The organism is Pseudomonas capeferrum (genome assembly GCF_000731675.1).
GTDB classification, from domain to species: Bacteria; Pseudomonadota; Gammaproteobacteria; order Pseudomonadales; family Pseudomonadaceae; genus Aquipseudomonas; species Aquipseudomonas capeferrum.
The window spans coordinates 2,026,151-2,047,700 of sequence record NZ_JMIT01000001.1 but is presented as its reverse complement, the minus strand read 5'-3'; the positions used below and the strand labels follow the sequence as shown (position 1 = coordinate 2,047,700).

The following is a 21,550-nucleotide window of genomic DNA, read 5'->3' as shown; positions in this document are numbered from 1 at the left end:
CATGCGCGCCTGGCTGGCAGGTGGCCTCACGGGTATCGCTGTGCTGCTGGCGACGCCCCTGGGTGCGGCGCCCACCAGCACGTTCCAGGTTTCTGCACAGATCGTCGCCGGCTGCCTGGTGGTCGGGGGCGTGAGCAATTACGGGGCCCTCAACTTCGGCACCCAGTCGGCGCTGGCCAGCGGTACCCTGAGCACCTCGCTGGGGGGCAGCACGGTGACCTTCCAGTGCACCCCAGGCGTGGCCTTGAGCATGAGCCTGGACGGCGGGCAGAACAACGCCAGCGGCACCCGCAACCTCAAACGCACGGGCGGCACGCAAGTGCTGGCCTACCAGTTGTACCGCGACGCGGCCTACAGCCAAGCCTTTGGCATCGGCCAGAGCGTGGCGGTCAGCTACACCGACCCCACGGCGATCAAGTTGCCGGTGTACGGCCGAACCCAGTTGACCGGCACGCTGCCGGCAGGGACCTACACCGATGTAGTGCAAGTGACGGTGACCTGGTGAAACAGCCGGCACCAATGACAGCAATCTAAGGAGAGTGGCATGGGGGCAGGCGCGAAGTGGGCGCATGGTTTGATCGGTTTGTTGCTGCTGGGAAGCCTGCCGGCAGGGGCCGCCACCTCGGTGCTGATCTGGCCGATTGATCCGGTGCTGGAGGCCGACCAGAAGGCCGGTGCGCTGTGGCTGGAAAATCGCGGCAGCGCCCCGGCCAACCTGCAGGTGCGGGTGTTCGCCTGGCGCCAGGGGGATTACCAGGAGCAGTTTCAGCCGCAGCGCGACATCATTGGCAGCCCGCCAGTGGCCAACATCGCCCCCGGGCAGAAGCAGCTGATTCGCCTGACCCGCACCGGCAGCTCGCCCGCCGGCCAGGAGCAGGCCTATCGCATCATCATCGATGAAATCCCCCCGGCGATACCGGCCGACCCCGCCAGCCAGGGCGCGACGGCCGCCATCCGCCTGCAGATGCGCTACTCGGTGCCGCTGTTCGTCTACGGCGAAGGCTTGTGGGGCAGGGCCGATCCCGAGGGCAAGCGCAACGCCGAGGGCGTGGGCAAGCCGCAATTGAGCTGGCGCGCGGTGACGGTGCAGGGCAAGCCCTACGTGGAACTGCGCAACACCGGCCCGGTGCATGCGCGCCTCACCGACATGGTGGTGCAGCAGGGCAGCCAGAGCAAACCATTGGCCGAAGGCCTGCTGGGCTATGTGCTGCCCGGTGCCAGCATGCGCTGGCCTGCACCACTGGCGCCGAGCGCCGGCAGCGTGCTCAAGGGGCGGGTCAATGGCCAGAGCGCGGCGGATGCCATCCGCCAAGGGCAATGAGCCAGCAATTGAATGAAGGGCAGGGGCCAGGGAGGACCCGGCAATGGTTGGAAACCGTGTGTGAACTGGCTGTCGGCGACAACGCGCCGCTGGTGCCTGGGGCTGGCCATGTTCGGCCCCTGCCTGGTGCTGGCCGACGACCTGCCGCCACCGCCCACGGAGATGTCCGCCACCGCCGATGCCACGCTGTACCTCGACCTGCTGGTGAACCAGATGCCCAAGGCTGAGCTGGTGCCCGTGCAACAACGGGCCGGGCGCCTGTACCTGGGCAGCGATGTGTTGCGGGCTGCCGGTATCAGCCTGCCGGGCGAGCCCCAGGGCGAACTGGCCCTGGATGCGGTGCCAGGCCTGCACACCGACTACGACAGCGCGAACCAACGCCTGCTGTTGCAAGTACCGCCCGCCTGGCTGCCGGGCCAACAGGTCGGCGACCGCAGCCTGTACCCGGCCAGCGATGCACGCAGCAGCTTCGGCGTGTTGTTCAACTACGACCTGTACCTCAACGATACCGATGAAGGCGGCACCTACCTGGCGGCCTGGAATGAAGTGCGCCTGTTCGATAGCTGGGGAACGTTCTCCAGCACCGGTCAGTGGCGTCAGTCGTTCAATGGTGCGCAGGCCGACCAGACGCGCCAGGGCTTCCTGCGTTACGACAGCACCTGGCGCTTCACGGATGAACAACGCCTGCTCAGTTACGAAGCCGGTGATTTCGTCACCGGTGCTTTGCCCTGGACCAGCTCGGTGCGGGTCGGCGGCCTGCAATTGTCGCGAGACTTCGGCGCCCGTCCCGACCTGGTCACCTACCCACTGCCTGCATTCGCCGGTGAGGCAGCGGTGCCGACCTCGCTCGACCTGTTCATCAACGGCTACAAGTCCAGTACTACCGAGCTGCAGCCGGGCCCTTACACCCTGACCAACGTGCCGTTCATCAACGGCGCCGGCGAGGCAGTGGTGGTGACCACCGACGCCCTTGGCCGACAGGTGTCGACCACGCTGCCGTTCTATGTCACCAGCAGCCTGCTGCAAAAAGGTCTGTCGGACTTTTCGGTAGCTGCCGGTAGCCTGCGCCGCGACTACGCGGTGCGCGACTTCAGCTACGGGCCAGGCGTCGCCTCGGGCAGCCTGCGCTATGGCCTGAGTGACAGCTTTACCCTCGAAAGCCACATCGAAACCTCTGAATCGCTTTTGCTGGGCGGGCTGGGTGGCAACATGCGGGTGGGCAACTTCGGGGTGCTCAACGCGGCCTTGGCGCAGAGCCAGTTCGAGGGCGAGAAGGGCCATCAGGTCGCCCTCGGCTACCAGTACAACAGCCAGCGCATCGGCTTCAGCTACCAACGCCTGCAGCGCTATGGCGACTATGCCGACCTGTCACGGGTCGACAGCCCGGACATGCAGCTGAGCCAACGCAGCGAGCAGGTCACCGTCAGCCTCAACCTCAACGAATACGGCAGCCTCGGCGCCGGCTATTTCGATGTCCGGGCCGGGGACGGTTCGCGCACCCGGCTGATCAACCTCAGCTGGAGCAAGTCGCTATGGGGCAACACCAGCATCTACCTGTCGGGCAACCGCGAGGTTGGTGACAGCCAGTGGGCCGTGCAGGCGCAACTGGTGATTCCGTTCGACTTCAATGGCACCTTGGCCATGAGTGTGGAGCGCAGCAAGGAAGGCGAAGATCTGCAGCGGGTCAATTACAGCCGTGCGGTGCCGGTGGGCGGTGGTGTCGGCTACAACCTGGGTTACGCCACCGGTGGCAACCGCGATGCCTACCGCCAGGCCGATGCCACCTGGCGCCTGCAGTCGGTGCAGTTGCAGGCCGGTGTGTATGGCAGCAGTGGCGAGATGACCCGTTGGGCTGATGCCAGCGGCTCACTGGTATGGATGGACGCCGGGGTGTTCGCCGCCAACCGCATCGACGACGCCTTCGTAGTAGTCAGCACCAATGGCTATGCCGATGTGCCGGTGCGCTACGAAAACCAGCAGATCGGCCGCACCGACAGCAATGGCCATCTGCTGGTGCCGTACAGCAGCGGCTACTACCGAGGCAAGTATGAAATCGACCCGATGGACCTGCCGCCCGACATCCTGGCGCCGGAAGTGGAGCAACGCGTGGCGGTCCGTCGGGGCAGTGGTTACTTGCTGGAGTTCCCGATCAAACGTGTGCTGGCGGCGAGCATTGAACTGGTGGATAGCAACCAGCAGGTGATCAAACTCGGCAGCCGCGTGACCCATGGGGAAAGTGGCAGCCAGGCCGTGGTTGGCTGGGATGGGTTGGTCTACCTGGAGAACCTGTCGCCGCACAACCGCCTGCAAGTTGTGCTGGAGGGGGGCGGGCATTGCCAGGTTGAATTCGACCTGCCTGAAAGTGCAGGGTCGATCCCCTTGATTGGCCCATTGGTGTGCCGATGAAGGCCTGGCAACGAAGGTTATGGGCCAGCGCGCTGCTGCTGCCGGCAGGCGTGGCATGGGGCAAATGCACGTCAGTGCCAACCGTGCCCGCGACATTTGGCACCATCAGTTCGACCCTGGTGCGCAGCACGGTACAGACCGCCTTCAGCAGCAATTCGGGGTTGCAGTGCAACGGCTCGGTGCTCAGCGTGCTCGGCAGCGGCGATACCTTCAAAGCGACCATTCTTCCGGCCACAGGTGGCTTGGTCGGCCCCACAGGCGACGTCATTCCCTACACGTTGTATGCCGACAGCAGCACCAACTACCCGATCACCCGGGGCGTGGCCTTCGATTTCGCCCGCAACGGCATTCTCGACCTGCTCGGGTTGCTCAATGGTACGCCCAAGGCGGTACCGATCTACATGCGGACTCAGATCGGCAGTAACGTTGCGGCGGGGCTTTATCAGGAAACGCTGAGCGTCGGCTGGGCCTGGAACTATTGCGACGGCATCGGCATTGGCGGCTTGTGCATTGGGCGCGACAACAGTTCCGGCACCCAGCCGCTCACGGTCAGCCTGACGGTGAGCAACGACTGCCAGATCACCACGCCCGCCATCAGTTTCGGCAGTGCACCCGTGGTATCGGGGTTTGCCACGGTGAACCAGGGCGTAAGCCTGACATGCACCAAGGGTACCAGCTACACGGTGGGGCTGGATGACGGGCAGAACGTGTCTGGCGGGCGGCGCAGGATGAAATCTGCAGCCAACAACTACCTGGCCTACGATATTTTCAAGAGCGCCAGCGCGGTGCGCTGGGGCTCGGTCACCGGTGCCCGGCGTTCGAGCAGTGACGCCGACATCAACCCGGGGGCTGGCACCGGCACGGGCAGCCAGGTGTTCAACTACAACGCCAAGGTGTACACCGACCAGGCCACACCGCCGGCGGCCACCTATACCGACAATGTGACGCTGGATGTGCAGTTTTAGCGGTCGGCCCTTGCGATCAACGCAGGTCGTCAACCATTTTCAGCAACGTCTCCAGCACAGCCCCGGCCAATGCCTTCGACCGCGCCCCCGACCACCCGGCAACCGGATCGGGCGCATCGTCATGGTCCTTGAACGGCATCTCCAGCGTCAGTGACAGGCAGTCATGGGCCATCCCTACGGCATTGCACGCCAGCGTGGTATTGGCCTGCCCAGGCTCATCGCGCGTGTAGCCATGCACGGTCTGGAAGTCCGGCGTCACGCTGCACAGCGTGCTACGGAACTGTTCCTCCAGCTTCGCCAGGCGTGGCGTGTAACCGGGGTTGCCTTCACACGCTGCGGTGAACACGTGGGGGATTTCTTCATCCCCATGCACATCGATGAATGCATCCACGCCGTACTGCTTCATCTGCGCCTGGGCAAAGAATACCTCGGGGCTGAGTTCGACGCTGGCGTCCTGCCAGGCGCGGTTGAGGTCCTTGCCTTTGAAATTGGTGCGCAGATGCCCGAGGAAGGCACCGTCCGGGTTCATGTTGGGGATCAGGTACAGGTCGGCTTTTTCCAGGAGTTGCCGCACCTTGTCATCGTTTGCTTGCAGGCGGTCGATCACGCCCTCCATGAACCACTCGGCCATGTGTTCGCCCGGGTGCTGTTGGGCGATCAGCCACAGCTTGCGTTTGCCGGGTGCGCCGTTGCCGGCACGCAGCAAGGGGATGTCACGGCCCTGCACGCTGCGGCCGCTGGCCAGCAGCTCGACCCCCGGAATTTGCCGTGCGCGTTCGATCAGTTGGTTGTGGCGGGCGCGAGGGTAAGGTTGGAAGTAGGCGAACCAGACCTGTTCGTGCTCAGCGTTCAGCTCGAACGACAAGGCCTTGCCATCGAACTGGCTGGGTACGCGGAACCAGGCCTGCTGGTCGTAGGAGGCCACCGCGTTGTAGCCGGCCCAGGCCTGCTTGTACGAGGATTCGGAGGCGTTATCCAGGCTGAAGCGATGGACCTGCCCCGGTGTCAGCCCGCTGACCTTGAAGTGAAACCACTGGAAGTGGCCGCTGTGGGTGTCCGGGCGGATGGCCAGGTGCACCTGGGCAGGGTTGCTGGCATCCAGTACCTGGATGTTGCCGGAATCAAAATCGCAGTCGATCTGCAGGGGGGACAGCGTCACGGTCATCGCCGGGCTCCTTGACGGGCTTTGTTGTGGGGTTACTGTACACCGGTTGCGTGCTGGAGTGATGCACATAGCCTGTTGCTGCGGGTGCCAAGCCAACGCTGGCCCGCCGCGATGGCGGCGGCGCCGACGATGGGAACCAGAACCCTGGGGCTGCTCGGCGGGCGTAGTGGGTCAGGCCAAGGTGGCGTTGTCGATCACGAAGCGGTACTTCACATCGCCTTTGAGCATCCGCTCATAACTTTCATTGATCTGATCGGCCCGGATCAGCTCGATGTCGGCAACGATCCCATGCTCGGCGCAGAAGTCGAGCATCTCCTGGGTTTCGGCGATACCGCCGATCATCGACCCGGCAATCGCTCGGCGCTTCATGATCAGGTTGAATACGTTCGGTGATGGATGCGCCGTAGCAGGCGCCCCCACCAGGCCCAGCGTGCCATCGCGCTTGAGCAGCACCAGGAATGCATCCAACTCATGCGGCGCCGCGACAGTGTTGAGGATGAAGTCGAATGACAGGCGGTGCGCTGCCATTGCGTTGGCGTCGCGCGACACCACCACTTCATCGGCGCCCAACGCCAGCGCCGCTTCACGCTTGGACTCGGACGTGGTGAAGGCCACCACATGCGCGCCCATGGCATGGGCCAGCTTGATGCCCATGTGCCCCAAGCCACCGATGCCAACCACGCCGACCTTCTTGCCCGGCCCAGCGCCCCAGTGGCGCAGCGGGGAATACGTGGTGATACCGGCGCACAGCAGTGGCGCCACGGCCGCCAGTTGCGCTTGCGGATGGCGTACGCGCAGCACATAGCGCGCATGCACGACAATCTGTTGCGAGTAGCCGCCCAGGGTCCAGCCGGGTTCGTCGGGCGTGGCGAAGTTGTAGGTACCGATCATGCCGTTGCAGTAGTTTTCCAGGCCCGCGTCACAGTCGGCGCAGTGTTTGCAACTGTCGACGATGCAGCCGACACCGACCAGGTCGCCGGCCTTGAAGCCTTTGACATGCTCACCCACGGCAGTCACCCGGCCGACGATTTCGTGGCCCGGTACGCAGGGGAAGCGGGTGCCCTCCCACTCGGAGCGCACCTGGTGCAGGTCGGAGTGACAGATGCCGCAATAGTCGATGGCGATTTGCACATCGTCAGCGCCTGGCGCGCGACGGGTGATGCGGATCGGTTCGAGGGGCTGGTCGCTGGCGTGGGCGCCATAGGCGATGACGTGCATGGGGAGATCCTCGGGTGAAGAGTCGGAACAAGCAGCATGTCCGACCCTCTCCGGGCAGGGGTAACTCGATTCAGCCGACGGATTGCCTGATTCTGTTGCCAGCGTCAGCGCGATGGCGCGCTGAAAAACGCCATCAGCATGGCTCGCCTTCTGCGCCTTCCCTGGCCATCCACTTCAACAGCGTTGCGATGGGCACGCGGCGGTGCACTTCGTGCCGCTGCTGCGCAGCTGCCTCGCCAGAGCGTTCGCGATAGCGGCTGATGATCAGGTCCCGGCCATCCTCGGAGACCCGGGCCTCCAGTTCGTGTAGCAACTGTTGCCGGGCGTTGCTCTCCAGGCGCCTGAACAGCACCACGGGTGGTTGCGCATCACGCATCGGCTGGCACCCCCTGGCAGCGCGCTGGGTGGTCAGCTTTGCCCTCGGCCACCCGCTCGGCACGCTGCTGGGCAGTGTAGTCGCGCACGGCCTGATAGTAGTCTGGCTGAGTGCGCAGCCTGTCGGTCAGCGGCAGCACGTCGGCGCGGCCATCCACCAGCCCACCTGCCGTTGCCGCGTTGCCCAGGGTGTCGACCGTGTCGCTGTTGTCGCCAAACGGCGCGACTGCAATGCCCAGCACCCTGCCGGTTGCATCGCGCAGGTTGTGCGTGCCGAGCAACGGCAGTTCGACGATCGGGCCATCGGCAATGTTCCACACACCGAAGGTCTGGCCAAAGTCCGAGGTGTGTCGGGCCAGCCCCATCTTCCCGGACACATCGACCAGGCCTGCCACGCCCAGGGTCGTGTTGAAGGTGAAGCGTGCAAGGCTGGTCAATGCCCGCTCGCCATTGCCTTGCAGCAGGTCGTTGAGAAAGACCTTGGGCTCGCCGAAGTTGGCGACGAAGTTGTGCACGCCCTGCTGGGTGAAATCAGGCAATGCGCTATAGCCACGGGCGATGGGTGCCAGCAGGTAGTCATCGACACTTCGGTTGAAGGCGAACACGGCGCGGTTGGCGGGTTCGGCGGGGTCGCTGAGTTGATAGGCCACAGGCCCGCAGGCACTGGCAGGCGGCCGCTGACTGCAGCCCGCGGCGGCGAGCAGTGACAGGGCGAGTAGGGCATTGCGGGCTGAGAACCAGGCATGGGGGAGGGTGGGCATGGGCGCATTCCTGACAAGAACTGGCGCCGATGGTGTGGCCGATTGATTGCCTGGGAATGTCCGGATTGCTTCGCGGTTGTCACTTTGTTTCCAGGTTGAAATATATGACGGCAGCTGCGCGATGGCCGTACAGTAAGCCTTTACTGTCCCTGTTCGCGGTGCCCTGGTGTGAGCCATTTGCTGATTGTCGACGATGATGTCGAAGTACTCGACCTGCTGCAGAAGTTTCTCCGTCAGCATGGTTACGAAGTCGATGTGGCCAGTGATGGCAAAGGCCTTTGGCAGGCGCTCGAACGGCGGGTGCCAGACCTGGTCATTCTTGATGTGATGCTGCCGGGCGATAGCGGCCTGGTGCTGTGCCAGCGCTTGCGTGCCGAATACAAGATGGCGGTGATCATGCTCACCGCCATGGGCGAGCTGAGCGACCGTGTGGTCGGGCTGGAGCTGGGCGCGGACGACTACCTGACCAAGCCGTTCGCTGCCCGTGAGCTGTTGGCCAGGGTGCGGGCGGTGCTGCGCCGGGCAGGCGAAAGTGCGAGCAGCCCACCCGCTGACGTGCGTACGGTACTTGAGTTCTCGGGCTGGCAACTGGAGGTACTGCGCCGTGAGTTGCGCTCGCCAGAGGGCGTGCTGATCCCCTTGTCCACGGGCGAATTCGAACTGCTGCTGGTGTTTGCCGAGCACCCCAGGCGCGTGCTCAGCCGCCAGCAATTGCTGGACCTGGCGCGGGGTGAAGCGCACGAAGCCTATGATCGAAGCATCGATGTGCAGGTGAGCCGGCTGCGGCGCAAGCTTGAGCGCGATGACGACTGCGAGCCGCTGATCCGCACCTTGCGCAACGTCGGCTACCTGTTCAGCGCCGGCGTGAACAAACGATGAGCCCGCTTGCCTGGGTGCGCAAGGCGCTGCCGCGGCCGCGGGTCACCATCGCCCGCTGGATTGCACTCACCACCCTGGCTGCCATGCTTAGCCTGCTGCTGCTCAAGTGGCTGTTCAGTGTGCTGCTCAGTGTGTGGGCGCAACCGCCGTTGCTGGAAAGCGGCCTGATCGACAAGGTTGCCTCGGTCGCCCGCATGATCGACGCCGCGCCTGCGGCGCAGCGGCCGGCCCTGGCCAGCGCAGCGGGTGATGCGGCCTACAGCGTGCAATGGCTGCGGCGGCATGCCGACGCTGGGTTGCCGACCCTGGCCGATAGCGAATTTCGCGAAGGCGCGCCGACCTTGCGTGCGCTGTTGAAGCGCCCGGATGCGCAGATCGAGGTCTTCGGACCGCAGGATCTTCCCGCGCAGGCGCAGCAGCGTGGGTATGCCTTGCTGATCGAACTGTCGGACAAGTCGTGGCTGCTGTATCGCGCGAGCGACCGCAGCTGGGGGCTGGATGAACTGCCGCGCAACCTGATCATTCTGGCGTTGATGATTGCCTCCAGCCTGGCCTTGGCGCTGCTTGCCACGCGTTACCTCGCCCAGCCTCTGGAGCGTTTCGCCGAAGGGGCGCGGCGCTTTGGCAAGGACTTCAACGCGCCACCGATACCGGTAGTCGGCCCTTACGACTTGCGCCAGGCCATCCTTGCCTTCAACGCCACGCAGGCCCAGCTCAAGCACTTTCTCGACGACCGCACGCAAATGCTCGCCGCCATCTCCCATGACCTGCGCGCCCCGCTGACCCGCATGCGCCTGCGCGCCGAGTTCATCGAGGACAGTGAACTGCAGGCCAAGTTGTTCAAGGACGTGGACGAGATGCAGGCGATGGTCGACGCCGCACTGCAGTTCTTCCGTGACGATGCGCGGCTGGAGCCGAGCACGGCGTTCGACCTGGGTGAATTGCTGTCAACGGTGGTGGATGACTTCAGGGATGCAGGCATGGACATCCGCCTCAGCGGCCCGCGCCGCTGCGTCTATACGGGCCGGCCCATCGGCATCAAACGGGTGGTGGTGAACCTGATCGACAACGCAGTGAAGTACGGCTGTGAGCCGACCGTGCAGCTGCACGTTGCTGACGAGCACCTCGTCATTGCGGTGCTTGACCGAGGGCCGGGCATTGCTGAGCCGCTCCAGGCGCGCGTTTTTGAGCCGTTCTACCGCATCGAAGGCTCGCGCAACAAGGACACCGGCGGGGTGGGCCTTGGCTTGCCGGCGGCGCGCGCCATCGTGCTGGAGCAGGGCGGCAGCGTGACCCTGAGCAACCGCCAGGGTGGCGGGCTCGAGGTCAGGGTCACACTGCCTGTCGGTTGACCGGGCCGCCGTGCTCAGAGCCCCAGGTCACTGAGGCCAGGGTGATCGTCCGGGCGCCGGCCCAGGGGCCAGTGGAACTTGCGATCCGCTTCGGCTATGGGTTGCTCATTGATACTCGAATGGCGGTTGTGCATCAGGCCATCGTCGGCGAACTCCCAGTTCTCGTTACCATACGCGCGGAACCATTGGCCGCTGTCATCGTGGTACTCGTAGGCGTAACGCACGGCAATGCGGTTGCCGGTGAAGGCCCACAGCTCCTTGATCAGGCGATACTCCAGCTCATGGTTCCACTTGCGTGTCAGAAAGGCCTGCACCTCGGCCCGGCCACGGGGGAACTCGACGCGGTTACGCCACACCGTATCGGGCGTGTAGGCGAGGGCCACCTTGGCCGCGTCGCGGCTGTTCCAGCCGTCTTCGGCGAGGCGGACTTTTTCGATGGCGGTTTCGCGGGTGAAGGGGGGCAGCGGTGGGCGGGGCATCGTAGGCACTCCTGAGGTGATTTGCACCTCTTCAGAGTAGTCACCGAGTCTGGTGAGGGGAATGGGGGCGTTTGACACTTCATAGTTGCGGGCTGCGGAACAATGCGCTGTACGAGGTAATATCGAGTTCTGGCACCGTAGCGCAACCCAGGTTCAGCCGGCTCAGTCCCAGTGCGGCGCCAGGCCGTCGGGGCTGACTTCGCGGCCATTGCGCTCGAGGGTGGCAATGCGCGCCATGTCGTCGGTATCCAGGTGCAGGTCACGGGCGAGCAGGTTGCTGGCCAGGTTTTCGCGCTTGGTGGAGGACGGGATTACCGCATAACCCAGTTGCAGGGCCCAGGCCAGCGCGACCTGCGCGACGGTGGCTTTGTGCTTGGCGGCGATTTCGGCCAGCAGCGGGTCCTTCAGGACCTTGCCATAGGCCAGGGTCATGTAGGAGGTGACGGTGATGCCCTGTTCCTTGAGGAAAGCGCTCAGCGCGCTGTTTTGCAGATAAGGGCTGAGCTCGATCTGGTTGGTGGCGATTTCGCCCTTGCCCACCACTTCGATGGCCTGGCGGGCCAGGTCGATGTTGAAGTTGGACACACCGATCTGGCGGGTCAGGCCCAGCGCCTTGGCCTCAGCCAGTGCAGTCATGTATTCGGGCAGCTCGATGCCATTGCCCGGTGCGGGCCAGTGGATCAGCAACAAGTCGACATAGTCGGTGCGCAGTTTGGCCAGGCTTTCGCGCAGGCTGGGGATCAGTTTGTCGGCTGCATAGTTGTCGACCCAGATCTTGGTGGTGATGAACAGCTCGCTGCGCGCCACGCCGCTTTCGGCAATGGCCTGGCCCACGTCGGCTTCGTTCTTGTAGATCTGTGCGGTGTCGATGGCGCGGTAGCCCAGTTGCAGTGCCGAGCTGACCGAGTCGATGACGGCTTGGCCGGTAAGGCGGAAGGTGCCCAGGCCGAAAGAGGGAATGCTCATGGAGGTGCTCCTGTTGAGTGAGACTGTTCGAGTGGGCAGCAGTGTGCGGGGTTCAGGTGAAATGATTAAGGCGGGTCTGGGCGAAGGTCATTTGACTTGTAGTCACGAATGGCGGGGGTGACCGTGATCAAGTCGCGGGCAATCCATCGATTGCCGCCCTGGTTGACTTAAGTAGTGCGGCTGCCCGGCGCACCGCTGTTTAGCTGCGGGCTGAACCTCCAACCGGAAAATGCCGCCCATGACCACGCCATCGCAGCAACCCAATCTCACCGACACCCTCATCGCCAGCCTATTACCCACCTGGCTCAGCACGGCCTCACTCGATCAGCTGGACAAGTTGCGGACAAGCCTGCAGCACCAACAGCGCACCCAGCACAGGCTGGCGACGCTGTTTTCCCGCGTTACCCCGTTGGATACCTTCGCCGAGGCGTTGCTTGACCAGGCATTGAGCGAGCGACAGGTGCCTGGGCTTGATGTGCGGCAGGTGAAGTTGCGGCGCACCACCATCCTTCCTGGTTCGTCTACCGTACCTGGCGGGTTGGGCCAGTCGCAGACCGAGGTCAGCGAGGTGACGTTGCTGGTTGCTGCGCTGCACAACTTCGCCGAACAGGAAGCCGCGCCCGCAGGCTCGCTGCAGACCCAGGTGATTGTTGACGCTGAAGGCACGGTGCAGGCGCTTGACCCGCAAACCTACGTTGCGCTATGCCGAAGCGTGGATGTCGGGGGGCAGTACCAGGGGCATCTTGAATCCATACTGCTGGCGCCGGGCGTGCCGGGTACGCAGGTAGCCGCATTGCTCGAAGAAAGCGCCCGCGCCAACCTGGAGGCCGACGTGCGCCTGGCGGCAGCCAAAGGTGAAATCGATGAGCGCACGTACTTGCAATGCCTGCCGGTCATTGCGGAAGTTGCCGTGGTGGCGTCCGACCCAACCCGTTTGCTGCCCTTCGAGCTGCGCCTGCTGGGCAAGTTGATGCGCGGGATGGTGGCGTTCGAAGCGCGCCAGGAGGGGCTGCCGAGCGCACCGCTCGAGGGGGTGGTGCTGTGGGTGCCGTATGATGTTCATGGTGCGTTGCAACGTTATGATTGCTGGGATGACCTGTGGCAGGCCCTGGGCCAAAGGTGCCGGCAGGATGGCTATCCTGCCTTCATTCAGCGCTTCGTCAGCGAGCGCGACCGGTGCGCCTTCAGCCAGACACTGCAACGTTTGTTGCAGACCCATACCAACAGCCAGACAGTCCAGCTCGATGGCCGCAGCCAGGCGATCGAAGGGCAGCTGTTTCAGCATGTACGCCAGGTGCGTATCGATACGCTGCTTGACGATGTGTGCGTGCTGGCCACACCCACTGCCAAGGCCAACCAGGCAGAGCGCGAGCGGCGCATGGGCGACTATGCCAGTGCAGGTCTTGACCTGTTGGGGCTGGCCAGCCTGTTCGTCCCCGTGCTTGGCCTGCCGTTGTTGGGTATCGCTGCGGTGCAGGCCAGCCATGAGGTTTATGAAGGGTATGCCGACTGGCAGCTAAAGGACCGGGAAGGCGCGCTGAATCACCTGTGGGGCGTTGCTGAAAACCTGGCCGCAGGGGTGGCATTGGCGTCGATCGGTTTGGTAGCAGGGCGCCTGATCGAACGGTCTGCCTACGTGGACGCATTGATGCCGGTGTTGACCGAAAACCATGGGTTGCGCCTGATCGATGCAGCTCTGCCAGGCTACGCGCTGCCAGATGGAGGGCTGGCCGTTGGCGAGCGGGCCGAGGTGGTGGGACAGATGCGCTTGCGTACCCACCTGGCGACCTACCAGGTGGTCGAGGATGCTAAAGGGGCGGGCTTGCGCATCCGCCACCCCAGCAGGGCGCAGGCCTACTCGCCGTTGCTCGACGGCAATGGCGAGGGCGGTTGGCGCCATCAGTTGGAAACCCCACAGTATTGGCAGGGTTCTACGCAACTGATGCAACGCTTGAACAGTGCCTGGGCGGCGCTCGAGCCACTGACTGCCGAGCATGTCATGCGCATTACAGGCTTCGATGAAGCGCGTCTGCGCCGCTTGCACCTTGAGCATGCGCCAGCGCCTGCACGGTTGCAGGATGCTGTGCAGCGCTACCAGTTGCATGCACAGCATCCCGCGTTGCACGGTGACGCTTTCGAGCTGCACCTGAGTGGGCTGCAGGCCCCTGCAGAACCCGCCGAGCGGGTGTTGAGGCGCGACTTCCCCGGCCTGACGCCGCGTGGCGCGCGGGAGATCACCCAGCGTGCGGGGCCCGAAGTGATCGAAGCCATGAACAGCAGCCAACGCGTGCCGCTTGCCTTGGCCACCGAAGCACGCTGGCTGTTGCGTGATTGCCGATTGGATCGTGCCTGCGCAGGGTTCTATCAGGCGGCAGCGGTGAATGCTGACACCGAGCGGTTGGCGCTGGGCCTGATCGCAGAGGCGGCACCGTGGCCGCAAACCGTGCGGGTCGAGCTGCGCAGCGAGCGCCTGGACGGTGATCTGCTCGCCCAGTCCGGTGCACAGGATGCCAGCCAGGTGAGGTACATCGTCAGGCGTGGCCAGGGTTACCAGGCTCTGCATGAATCGGGGGCGCCACTGCCGTCGGCGAGCGAAAATGACAGCCTGTGCCAGGCGCTATGGTGGCACCTCGATGAGGCGCAGAAGCAGGTGCTTGGCGAGGGTGTAGCTACGGCTGAGCAGCTTGGCCATACCTTGGCCATTCGCGCTGGCGAACCACGGGAGCGCGCGGCAACGTTGCTTGGCATGGCGCCGGCAGAGGGGGCTGTACGCCCGCCAGTGCGCCTTGGCGATGGTCGACTGGGCTACCCGCTGAGTGGTGGCGATGCCTCGCGCCCACTGCGCGGTCAGGTATTCACCACGGCAGACCTGCGTGCCCGCCAGTCCATTCGCACTGGGCTGCACCAGTTGTTCACGCACCGCTCGGCAAGGGATGTGATGTGGTTGGCGATGCAACTGGAGCAGAGGCCGGGCCGCACGGTCTGGACAGCGTTCAGTGACCTGGCCAGGCAGGTCGAGCGGCTAGACCTCAGCCTGCGTGGTTGGCGGGGGCAAGCCACGCCGGAAAATTACCATCGCCGCCAGCGCGTCGGGCAACTGATTCGTGAGGCGTGGGAGCCTGATTTCTATGGACCCGGCGGTGTGGAGGAGTTGGTAGTACGCAATGAGCCAGTCGAGGGCCTGCCCCTGCTGCCAGCTGATATCCAGTTCGGGAACCTGCACCGACTGTGCTTGAGCAATCTCAGGTTGACCTCGCTGGAGGATGATTTCCTTGGCCGTTTCACCCAGTTGCGGAGCCTGCGATTGAGTGGCAACAAACTGACTGCGGTGCCTGGCTTGAGCGGCCTGCGCCGTTTGATCAGCCTGGACCTGCAGCACAACCGCTTGACCACCGTCGATGGGGTTCAGCCTATGTCGTCGCTGACGCAACTGATCTTGAATGACAACGAGGTCAGTGAGGTGCCTGGGTTGGCAACGCTAACCAGACTCACCCGTCTGGATCTGCGGCGCAACCGGCTGACTGCGCTTGAGGGTGTGGAGGGCCTGACGCTGCTGACTCAGTTGGACCTGAGTGACAACCTGTTGTCTGGCCTTCCCGATCAGATTCACAGGTTGATCCGGCTACAGTATCTGAACCTGAGCAATAACCGGTTCACGTCGTTGCCAGCGGGTGTCGAGCGCATGGTCGGGTTGACCAAGTTGAACCTTGCCGGCAATCGCCTTGACCAACTGCCGGAGGCGTTAGGCGGGCTGAGCCGGTTGTTGCAGCTGCACGTGGCCGAGAACAGGCTAGTGAATGTCCCGGCGGCCATTGGTAACCTGACCAGCCTTGAAATCCTCAATTTGCGCGGCAACCAGCTCACCGCGATACCCGAGGGCCTGGAACGGCTGAGACAGCTGACCGAACTGTACCTGGGCGATAACCAGATCGTCATCGATGTCTCAGGCGGCCAACGCCTGGAAGCGTTCAGCGCGCTGCGAACCTTCAGCTTGAATGGCAACCCGATCGGCATGATCCCGCCACTGCGTAACCTCGACCACCTGGCCCATCTGTCGCTGCGCTCGACAGGCCTGAGGGAATTTCCATTGGCTTTTCTGGAGCATCATCCGCAGCTGTATGTGGACCTTGCCGATAATCTGATCGTCGAATTGAGCGAGCGGGCCTTGATCTGGATTCGCCAGCACCCGAACCGGCTCAACATCAACAACAATCCCCTTGATGAGCACGTGCTGGCACGTTGGCGTGCCGCGCGGGTGCAGTTCGACACGCTAAGCCAGCGCGGTTGATTCAGGGGCTGCCGCTGCCAGTGGGGCGGTTTGCAATAGTTACCGCCAGCCCCCCGCTTGGCAGTGGTGCAATCGCAGCTCTCGCCATAAGGAGCCTGTGATGCAGACCCCGCCATTTCCCGAAGCGTCAACGGATGCCTTGATTGCCAGTCGCTTGCCTGCCTGGCTGACCGAGGCCCCGCTCGATACCCTTTACGCGTTACACGAAAGCCAGCGCCGTCAACAGCAGGTACAGCAGCTACTGCACGACCTGCTGGCGCAGATCGCACCGCTGGACGTCTTCGCCGCCCCATTGCTGGAACACGCACTGCAAGCGCAGCATCAGCTGACGCTCGATGTGCGTCAGGCCAGATTGCGACGCAGAACCTTGCAGCGCTTCCCCTCGCACATTGCGCACGTGCCAGATGGGGTCAAAGAACAGGTTTATGAACACAGCTTGCTGCAATCGGCCTTGCATAACTTCACCGAGGGCGAAACATTCGCCAGCGCAATCATGCAGGGGACCGCGGTGCTGGATGCAACCGGGCAGCCTTGTTCGCTTGCTCCCAAGGCATTCTTCAGGCTGTGCCGCTCGCTCGACCTCGGTGGCCAGTACCAGTCGTACCTCCAGGCGCACCTGACACCAGCAGGGGAGGCCGGTCGTCAACTCGAAGCACTGATCGAGGAGGGCTTGCGTGCAAACCTGGAGGCGGCGTTGCGGTTATCGCTGGTCAACGGGGAAATTGCGCAGCACGCTTATGAACATTGTGCTGCGCTGGTTGCGCTGTTTTCATCCGAGGCGTTTTCGGCTTCAGGGCTGCGGCCCATGCAACTGCGGGTATTCGGTCAGCGGGTACGCGGTGCGGTGGCGTTTGAAATCACTCATCAGGAGGCCACTGGTGAGGTATTCGAGGGGATATTGTGCTGGATCCCCGATGACCCTCAAGGCCCCTTGACCTGGTACCCGTCCTGGGATGTCTTGTACTTGACCCTGGGCAAGCAGTTTCGCTTGCCTGGGTACGTCGAGTTCTTTCAGCGGTTCATCGGTGCACGTGACCTGCAAGCCTACGTGCGCGCCCTGGATAACGCGCTGAAAGCCACCGACCGGGATGTGCCGGTCGAGCTTGACGGGCGTCATGAAGCAATCGAGCTGCCGCTGTTCGAGCATTTGCGCACGCAGCAGATCGACACCCTGCTGGACAACGCCAAGGTGCACGGCGTGCCCACTGCAGAAGTGGATGCGCAGGTACGCGACAGGCGCCTGCATTTCTACCTGAGTTTTGCCCTTGATGCGTTGGGCCTGGCAAGTTTCGCGCTGCCCGTGCTGGCTTTGCCGCTGCTGGGCATCACTGCGCTGCAGGTGGCGGATGAGGTCTACGAGGGTTATGCCGATTGGCAACTGGGGGATCGCCAGGGCGCTCTGGAACATGTGTATGCGGTTGCAGAAACCGTGGCCATGACCGCTGTGAATGCTGGTGCAGGCGCAGCATCGCACCGGCTGGCGCGTAACGTACGGGTCGAAACGTTGGTGCCGGTGCATGCGGTTGATGGCACGGTGAAGTTGTGCGACCTCGACTTGCCAGGGTATGCCGTTCAACACCAAGGCACCGTCGGCACGGTGGTCACGGTGCAAGGCGCAGAAGTGGTGCGTACCCCCCTGGCCAGCCATGTGACCTCAGCAGACGGCGAAACCCAGCAGCGCCGTATCCGGCACCCCACGCGCAGCAATGCCTACGCACCGTTGCTTGAAGGCAACGATGCCGGTGGCTGGCAGCATGAACTTGAGACCCCACATGAATGGCACGGCAGTGTTCAGCTGTTCAAGGACCTCGCTGCAGATTGGGCGAACCTCGACGAGCAGGCCATACATAGCGTGATGCGGGCCACAGGGCTCAATGAAGACCTGTTGCGCCGATTGCATGTGGAACACGCCTCGCCCCCGGCCCGCGTGTTGGATGCGCTGCAGCGGCAACAGTTGCACACGCAGTTGCCAGGGCTGCAAGGCGAGGGCTTCGAGCTGCAGTTGCTGGCGCAGCAGCCCTGGCCGTCCGAGGCCGAAACCCTGCTGCGTCGGGATTTCCCCGGGTTGTCGGTGCTGGGCGCGCGGGAGATCATCGCACACGCTGGTGAAGACCTGGTCGAGCAGTTGCAGGCGCACCAGCGTGTACCGCTGGCCTTGGCCGAGCACGCGCGCTGGTACTTGCGCGATACGCGCCTGGACCGCGCTTGCGCGGGGCTGCTGCAAGCCGCAGCGATCAATCGTGATACCGAGCAACTGGCGCTGGGCCTGATCGCTGAACGTGCTCCTTGGCGCGGCGTGCGCATCGAGGTGCGCGGCGATACGCACTTGGGCGCACGGTCTGCCTGGGCCGGTGCGCAAGAAGCTAGTGAAGTCCGTAGCGTAGTCAGAACTGCCCATGGCTATCAGGCGTTGGATGCGCACGGTGTCCCGCTGCCATCGGCAACGGCCGAAGACTCTTTGTTCCAGGCCCTGTTGCTGCAACTTGACCCTTGGCAGAAGCGGGCGTTGGGTAACGCTGGCGACTCACCTGAGGCGCTGGCTGAGGCGCTGTCGCTGTGGGCCGGTGAGCAGCGCGATCATGCCGCAGCGCTGTTGGGCATGGCGCCGATCGGACGTGGTTTCAGGCCGCCGGTACGGCTCGGCGATGGTCGCCTGGGCTACCCGCTGAGCGGGCGTGGCGAGAGCAGCGATCGTGCGTTGCGGCGCGGTATCCAACGGCTGTTCCCCGACATTGACTCAAGTACGATGGCACGCTTCGCGCAAGACGCCCGCGCGCTTGGGCTGACCCCTTGGAACTACTACCTGCGCCTGTGTGAAGAGCTGCGTGCCCTGGATCAGGCATTGGGCCTGTGGCGGCGACAATCGTCCGGGCCGATCCAGTTGCTCAGGCGGGTGCGTATGGCACGGCGGATTCGTCATGCCTGGCAGCGACGCGTGCACGATGTTGAAGGGAATCCAGCACTGACGTTGGAAGGCACGCGCCTGGGCACCCTGCCGGAACTGCCAGAAACGGTGCGTTTTGATCATGTGACCACGCTTACCCTGCGTAGCCTGGATCTGACAAGTGTCGACTCGGCTTTTCTCGCCCGCTTTCCCAATGTGCATCGTCTGGATTTGTCGTCTAACCGGTTGGCATCGATACCCGAAACTGCTGCATTGACGCAGCTTCGGCAGATTGATCTGCGCGACAACCTCATCGTTGACATCAGCGAAGCGCAGGCGAACGCGCTGCGCGCCAACCCCGAACGGGTGCATTTGCTGGGTAATCCGCTATCAGCAGTAGCACGTGAGCGGCTGGCGCTGGGGGCGCCTGCAGTACCACTCGAGCAGGGCGCAGGAGGCAGTGAGCGCTGGTTCGAAGGGGTGAGCGAGCACGAAGCGGCACTGCATCGCAGCCAGTGGCGGGCGCTAGAGCATGAGGCTGGCAGCGGCGGGTTCTTCGCATTTCTCGATGCGTTGCGGGCTAGCGAGAAGTTTGCGCTTGAACCCGCAGAGATGCGGCGTCGGGTAGGCGAGTTGATAAACGCCATGTACCACCATGCTCACATTCGACAGGCAATTTTCCTGCAAGCGGCTGTGCCTCGCAGCAGCGTCGACCTTGATGCCCTCATCATCAGGTTGCAGGTTGCATTGCGTACCGATGGGGTGCACGGCCGGCGTATCGAGCGTGAGCTGCGTAGCCTTGGGCGTGAGCTGTTCAGGCTCGATCAGGTGAACCGCTTTGCTGCACGTCATATGGACGGCCTGCGTCTGCGCGCCGTGTCATTCAACCCCAGTGAGATCTACCTGGCATTTCGGGCACAGCTCGCAGAGCAGTTGGGCATTTATGGCCAGCCGACGTACTTGAGTTTCAGGCACGTCGAGCATGTGACGCCAGATGATCTTGTCGGGGCCGAAGCCGCTGTGTATGAGGCCGAGACGGCCGAGGCGCTCAGCCAGTTCCTGGCGCAGCAGGCGTTCTGGGAAGATCACGTTCGGGTTGCTTACGACGATCAGTTTGCTGTCATCCGTCAGGCCTACGTTGAACGACAAGCCGCACTTGCCGCAGACCAAGGCCACGATCAGGGGGCGCCAGAAGCGTTGGCGCGCATCACCGAACAGCGCCGGGAGGAGGAGCAGGCACTGACGCTGACACTGGCCCGCGGCAGTTACTGGACATGGTATCGGCTCCACCCTCCCCAGGGGCCTGGCACCCGGGCGTTTGCGCACCTGTCGAGGCGGCTTGAAACAAGCCTGGCGCTATGGCGCGGGTTGCCGGGCGAGCCAGAGCATACAGCGCGGTCCCATGTCGCGGATGTACTGCGCACGATCTGGCAGTCGAATTATCGCGAAGAAGGGCCGTCCCTGGGTACAACCCGCACGGGAATGACCATCAGTTCTTTGCCAGTGCTGCCCGGCGGCATCATGTTCGACCGGCTACGAGCCTTGTCTCTGGGCAATCATCAGCTTTCGACCATCGAGGCTGATTTCCTGCGTCATTTCCCCAATCTGGAGGTCTTGCAGCTGTCTGGCAACCGACTGACCGAGCTTGGCGGGCTGGAACACCTGCCGCAGTTGCGCAGCTTGGACCTTGGCGGAAATCTGCTTGAGACGGTGACAGGGTTGCAGCACGTGACCCACCTGACCGATCTGGACCTCAGTGGCAACCACCTGGAGCAACTGCCGGCCGGAGTCGAGCAGTTGGCCCAACTGGCCAGCCTGGACCTTTCGTTCAATCGGCTCAACGTACTCGATGAGCGCATCGGGCAGTTGGCAAGCCTTGAGAACCTGCAGTTGAGCGGTAACCTGCTGAGCAGTGTGCCCAGCAGCCTTGGCAACCTTGCCCAACTGAATATTCTCAACCTTGGCGCGAACCGCTTTGCCACTGTCCCGGAGCATTTGAATCATCTGGGCAGGCTGACCCAGCTGTACCTGCACGACAATGTGATAACCCTCGATGCAGCAAGCCAGTTGCGCCTGGAGTGGTTCTCCCGGTTGGAAGTCCTGGACTTTGATGGAAACCCGTTGGGTGTGGCCCCTCAGTTGCGCTACAACGTTCACCTGCAGTACGTGTCGTTGCGTGCAACGGGCTTGCGCAGTGTTCCGCTGGCGTTGATGCAGCGCTACCCGGACCTGGTCGTGGACCTGCGTGGTAACCGCATTGCGACGCTTGGCGAGGACGCGTTGAACTGGATCGAAGCCCACCCGGAAACGATCAATCTCGAACAGAATCAGCTGAACGAAGAAGTCATGGAGCGAATACGCGAGGCGCTGGCACGGGTGCAGGCCGAATGGGCCAGGGCGCTAGAGCAGCAGCAAGCCACTGCGAGCAGGAAACCCCGGGGCCGTAGAGGCTGAAAAGCGGTGTTGCGTGGGTTGCAGTAGAAGAAAGGGT

Annotated in this window: 14 protein-coding genes; 8 read left to right on the top strand and 6 right to left on the bottom strand. The window is 63.5% G+C overall.

Going from position 1 to position 21,550, the window contains the following annotated elements; all coding sequences use genetic code 11:
- The first annotated feature begins 1 nt into the window (after position 1).
- The 4 genes from PC358_RS09175 to PC358_RS09160 all read left to right on the top strand — a co-directional run bounded on the left by PC358_RS09175 (position 2) and on the right by PC358_RS09160 (position 4,692).
- Entirely contained in the window at positions 2 to 505 is a 504-nt protein-coding gene (locus tag PC358_RS09175) for a Csu type fimbrial protein (protein ID WP_033699040.1), read from the top strand.
- Positions 506 to 544: 39 nt separating this feature from the next.
- Entirely contained in the window at positions 545 to 1,321 is a 777-nt protein-coding gene (locus PC358_RS09170; RefSeq protein WP_033699039.1) for a fimbrial biogenesis chaperone, read from the top strand.
- Between the two features lie 108 nt (positions 1,322 to 1,429).
- Positions 1,430 to 3,727, top strand: a complete 2,298-nt coding sequence (locus tag PC358_RS09165; RefSeq protein ID WP_033700160.1) for a fimbria/pilus outer membrane usher protein — start codon at positions 1,430 to 1,432, stop codon at positions 3,725 to 3,727.
- On the top strand, positions 3,724 to 4,692 hold the full coding sequence (locus PC358_RS09160) for a Csu type fimbrial protein (RefSeq protein ID WP_033699038.1): 969 nt from the start codon (positions 3,724 to 3,726) through the stop codon (positions 4,690 to 4,692). Before PC358_RS09165 ends, PC358_RS09160 begins: the two co-directional genes overlap by 4 nt.
- Before the next feature lie 16 nt (positions 4,693 to 4,708).
- On the opposite strand, the gene PC358_RS09155 is transcribed toward PC358_RS09160, so the two are convergent.
- From PC358_RS09155 to PC358_RS09140, 4 genes are all read right to left on the bottom strand, one after another.
- Entirely contained in the window at positions 4,709 to 5,857 is a 1,149-nt protein-coding gene (locus PC358_RS09155) for a M14 family metallopeptidase (protein ID WP_033699037.1), read from the bottom strand.
- Positions 5,858 to 6,028: 171 nt separating this feature from the next.
- Positions 6,029 to 7,075 carry an NAD(P)-dependent alcohol dehydrogenase gene (locus tag PC358_RS09150; protein ID WP_033699036.1) on the bottom strand — a complete coding sequence of 349 codons (1,047 nt, stop codon included), beginning with the start codon at positions 7,073 to 7,075 and terminating at the stop codon, positions 6,029 to 6,031.
- A 133-nt stretch (positions 7,076 to 7,208) separates the two neighbouring features.
- The gene (locus tag PC358_RS09145; protein WP_033699033.1) at positions 7,209 to 7,451 is read right to left on the bottom strand and encodes a hypothetical protein; all 243 of its coding nucleotides are present in this window, start codon (positions 7,449 to 7,451) and stop codon (positions 7,209 to 7,211) included.
- Entirely contained in the window at positions 7,444 to 8,211 is a 768-nt protein-coding gene (locus tag PC358_RS09140) for an MlaA family lipoprotein (RefSeq protein WP_033699031.1), read from the bottom strand. The genes PC358_RS09145 and PC358_RS09140 overlap by 8 nt, the downstream gene beginning before the upstream one ends.
- A gap of 168 nt (positions 8,212 to 8,379) precedes the next feature.
- On the opposite strand from PC358_RS09140, the gene PC358_RS09135 reads away from it, so the two are divergent.
- Both PC358_RS09135 and PC358_RS09130 read left to right on the top strand, forming a co-directional pair.
- A complete protein-coding gene (locus PC358_RS09135; RefSeq protein ID WP_033699030.1) occupies positions 8,380 to 9,090 on the top strand; it encodes a response regulator in 711 nt (236 codons plus the stop codon).
- A complete protein-coding gene (locus PC358_RS09130; protein ID WP_033699028.1) occupies positions 9,087 to 10,442 on the top strand; it encodes a sensor histidine kinase in 1,356 nt (451 codons plus the stop codon). The genes PC358_RS09135 and PC358_RS09130 overlap by 4 nt, the downstream gene beginning before the upstream one ends.
- Before the next feature lie 14 nt (positions 10,443 to 10,456).
- On the opposite strand, the gene PC358_RS09125 is transcribed toward PC358_RS09130, so the two are convergent.
- The gene (locus PC358_RS09125; RefSeq protein WP_033699026.1) at positions 10,457 to 10,921 is read right to left on the bottom strand and encodes a nuclear transport factor 2 family protein; all 465 of its coding nucleotides are present in this window, start codon (positions 10,919 to 10,921) and stop codon (positions 10,457 to 10,459) included.
- A gap of 162 nt (positions 10,922 to 11,083) precedes the next feature.
- Positions 11,084 to 11,887, bottom strand: coding sequence for a 2,5-didehydrogluconate reductase DkgB (dkgB, locus tag PC358_RS09120; protein ID WP_033699024.1), 804 nt, complete (start codon positions 11,885 to 11,887; stop codon positions 11,084 to 11,086).
- Between the two features lie 238 nt (positions 11,888 to 12,125).
- Between dkgB and PC358_RS26645 the strand changes: the two genes are divergently transcribed.
- The gene (locus PC358_RS26645; RefSeq protein ID WP_050506082.1) at positions 12,126 to 16,175 is read left to right on the top strand and encodes a leucine-rich repeat domain-containing protein; all 4,050 of its coding nucleotides are present in this window, start codon (positions 12,126 to 12,128) and stop codon (positions 16,173 to 16,175) included.
- A 100-nt stretch (positions 16,176 to 16,275) separates the two neighbouring features.
- Positions 16,276 to 21,513, top strand: coding sequence for an NEL-type E3 ubiquitin ligase domain-containing protein (locus PC358_RS09110; protein ID WP_033699022.1), 5,238 nt, complete (start codon positions 16,276 to 16,278; stop codon positions 21,511 to 21,513).
- The last annotated feature ends 37 nt before the right edge of the window (positions 21,514 to 21,550 follow it).

What these genes read in the sequence shown, in the direction of transcription:
- PC358_RS09175 (WP_033699040.1), top strand. Translation starts at nt 2, where the DNA reads ATGCGCGCCTGGCTGGCAGGTGGCCTCACGGGTATCGCTGTGCTGCTG.
- PC358_RS09170 (WP_033699039.1), top strand. Translation starts at nt 545, where the DNA reads ATGGGGGCAGGCGCGAAGTGGGCGCATGGTTTGATCGGTTTGTTGCTG.
- PC358_RS09165 (WP_033700160.1), top strand. Translation starts at nt 1,430, where the DNA reads ATGTTCGGCCCCTGCCTGGTGCTGGCCGACGACCTGCCGCCACCGCCC.
- PC358_RS09160 (WP_033699038.1), top strand. Translation starts at nt 3,724, where the DNA reads ATGAAGGCCTGGCAACGAAGGTTATGGGCCAGCGCGCTGCTGCTGCCG.
- PC358_RS09155 (WP_033699037.1), bottom strand. Translation starts at nt 5,857, where the DNA reads ATGACCGTGACGCTGTCCCCCCTGCAGATCGACTGCGATTTTGATTCC.
- PC358_RS09150 (WP_033699036.1), bottom strand. Translation starts at nt 7,075, where the DNA reads ATGCACGTCATCGCCTATGGCGCCCACGCCAGCGACCAGCCCCTCGAA.
- PC358_RS09145 (WP_033699033.1), bottom strand. Translation starts at nt 7,451, where the DNA reads ATGCGTGATGCGCAACCACCCGTGGTGCTGTTCAGGCGCCTGGAGAGC.
- PC358_RS09140 (WP_033699031.1), bottom strand. Translation starts at nt 8,211, where the DNA reads ATGCCCACCCTCCCCCATGCCTGGTTCTCAGCCCGCAATGCCCTACTC.
- PC358_RS09130 (WP_033699028.1), top strand. Translation starts at nt 9,087, where the DNA reads ATGAGCCCGCTTGCCTGGGTGCGCAAGGCGCTGCCGCGGCCGCGGGTC.
- PC358_RS09125 (WP_033699026.1), bottom strand. Translation starts at nt 10,921, where the DNA reads ATGCCCCGCCCACCGCTGCCCCCCTTCACCCGCGAAACCGCCATCGAA.
- dkgB (WP_033699024.1), bottom strand. Translation starts at nt 11,887, where the DNA reads ATGAGCATTCCCTCTTTCGGCCTGGGCACCTTCCGCCTTACCGGCCAA.
- PC358_RS26645 (WP_050506082.1), top strand. Translation starts at nt 12,126, where the DNA reads ATGACCACGCCATCGCAGCAACCCAATCTCACCGACACCCTCATCGCC.
- PC358_RS09110 (WP_033699022.1), top strand. Translation starts at nt 16,276, where the DNA reads ATGCAGACCCCGCCATTTCCCGAAGCGTCAACGGATGCCTTGATTGCC.